The following is a 2081-nucleotide window of genomic DNA, read 5'->3' on the forward strand; positions in this document are numbered from 1 at the left end:
GAGTGCCTTATATAATAATCTGATCCATGCGATAATAAACTTCAAACATTTTCAGAGTTATTCAAGTTAGAGTTTTTCAAGTTTTTCTAGTACTCTGAAACACTATAGCGGAGGTATCGCAATGGATGAATTAACTCGGGTTAAAATCCATTTCCGTATGGAACATTGGATGCCGTTGATAAAGGAATGCCAGGCCAGTGGGATGTCTGTGAAATCCTGGTGCCAACAGAATGATATAAAAGAATCCGCCTACTACTATTGGCTGAAACGAATCCGCCGGGAAGCATGTGCAAAGCAACTTCCGGCTGTGCAGACGGAAAACCAAAAACCTGTGGAGTTTGCAAAACTCCGAGTGGAAACAGGAACGGCGGGAACCGATGCAGCCGTCATCATTCATCTCCCTTCTGCAACTGTTGAGGTTAGAGAAGGAACATCCCAGAAAACCCTTGTATCCGTCATACTGGCCTTGAAAGCCCTATGTTAGGCGACATTACGGTTGCAAAAGAAATCTACATTGCCTGCGGTTATACGGATATGCGCAAATCTATTGACGGACTGGCTGCCCTTGTTCAGGAAACTTTCGGCATGGACCCTTTTGCTCCCAGTCTCTACCTGTTCTGTGGCAGACGCCGGGACCGTATCAAAGCCCTGCTCTGGGAAGGGGACGGATTTATACTTATTTATAAACGTCTCGAAAACGGTAACTTTAAATGGCCCAGGTCCGCTGATAAGGTGAGGCCTCTTACATGGCAGGAGTTCAAGTGGCTAATGGAAGGTCTGGAAATAGATCAGCCAAAAGCCATAAAACTAGTGAAACCGGGTTCCTTCTGCTGATGCCAAAACGGCTGAAAGTGCTGTATCTACTGGCTTTTTGCCCATTTTTATGGTATAATAAAACCATTAAAACCGTTGGGAGACAAGCTGTTCATGGATTCGAGGGACACCTATATTCATCAGCTGGAAAATACTATAAAGACCCTGGAACAGCAGGTAAGCAACCTTACCGAGATGGTGCTCCTTCTCCGCAAGGGGAAGTTCGGTAGTTCCAGCGAAAAAACACCGCGAGAGGAAATCAGTGGACAGCTCAACCTGTTCAATGAGGCTGAGTCAGAAGCGAATCCTCATGTCCCTGAACCAGTCGTAAAGGACGTAAACGGCTATAAGAGGCGGAACCCCAGGACGAAACGAGAGGAACTCCTCAAGGATCTCCCTGTCAAGGAAATCCTGTGTGAGATTCCGGAAGAGGATCTGTACTGCAGCAACTGCGGAACCACGCTCAGGCCTATTGGTAAAGAGACCGTCCGTGAGGAACTGGAATACATTCCCGCAAAACTACAAATTATCCGGTATGTCAGGATGTCCTATGAGTGTCTCCGATGCAAGCATACGGATACACCTTATATAGAAAAAGCGCTGACACCATCTTCCCTGATGCATCATTCCCTGGCATCGCCCAGCACGGTGGCAAATGTCATGTACCAGAAGTATGTGAATGCCGTGCCGCTCTACCGCCAGGAAAAGGACTGGGAACAACTTGGCTTTGCCCTTTCAAGGGCGACGATGGCTAACTGGATCATCCGTTGTTCAGAGGATTACCTGTATCCCATTACCGGATATCTCCGGGAACAGCTTCTGAAGCGGGATGTCCTCCATTGTGACGAGACGCCGGTCCAGATATTGAAGGAGGAAGGCAGGAAGCCGCAGTCCAAGTCCTACATGTGGCTGTACCGTACCGGGGACGACGGGAAGGAGCCCATCATCTTGTATGACTACAGAACTTCCAGAAGCGGCGTAAATGCTTCCGAATATCTGGAGGGATTCAGGGGATTCCTGCACAGTGATGGATACTCTGGATATAACAGACTAGAGAATGTCGTCCGTTGCGGCTGCTGGGCCCACCTGCGCCGCAAGTTCGTGGAGGCGGTCCCGGAGAATCGAGCGAAAGGTGCTCCGCCAACGAATGCGGAAATCGGCCGGGATTACTGCAACCGGCTTTTTAAAATCGAAGAAGAGTTGTCTGGACTTACACCGGAAGAAAAATATGCCAAGCGTCTGGAACTGGAAAGGCCCGTTCTGGGTGC

General features: G+C 48.8%; 3 protein-coding genes. All 3 read left to right on the forward strand.

What is annotated here, in order from left to right; translation table 11 throughout:
- Positions 1-121 precede the first annotated feature (121 nt).
- Positions 122-484 (forward strand): IS66 family insertion sequence element accessory protein TnpA, encoded by a 363-nt coding sequence (tnpA, locus tag DCCM_RS17420; protein ID WP_104373666.1) that lies wholly within the window; start codon positions 122-124, stop codon positions 482-484.
- Positions 478-834 carry an IS66 family insertion sequence element accessory protein TnpB gene (gene tnpB / locus DCCM_RS17425; RefSeq protein WP_104373667.1) on the forward strand — a complete coding sequence of 119 codons (357 nt, stop codon included), beginning with the start codon at positions 478-480 and terminating at the stop codon, positions 832-834. The genes tnpA and tnpB overlap by 7 nt, the downstream gene beginning before the upstream one ends.
- A 93-nt stretch (positions 835-927) precedes the next feature.
- A partial coding sequence (gene tnpC, locus DCCM_RS17430) for an IS66 family transposase (RefSeq protein WP_104373668.1) occupies positions 928-2081 on the forward strand: 1154 nt, incomplete at its 3' end.

This window comes from Desulfocucumis palustris (assembly GCF_002933875.1).
Lineage (GTDB): Bacteria > Bacillota > Desulfotomaculia > Desulfotomaculales > Desulfocucumaceae > Desulfocucumis > Desulfocucumis palustris.

Excerpts from the sequence above, each read along its gene's own strand:
- tnpA (WP_104373666.1), top strand. The coding sequence starts at position 122 with ATGGATGAATTAACTCGGGTTAAAATCCATTTCCGTATGGAACATTGG.
- tnpB (WP_104373667.1), top strand. The coding sequence starts at position 478 with ATGTTAGGCGACATTACGGTTGCAAAAGAAATCTACATTGCCTGCGGT.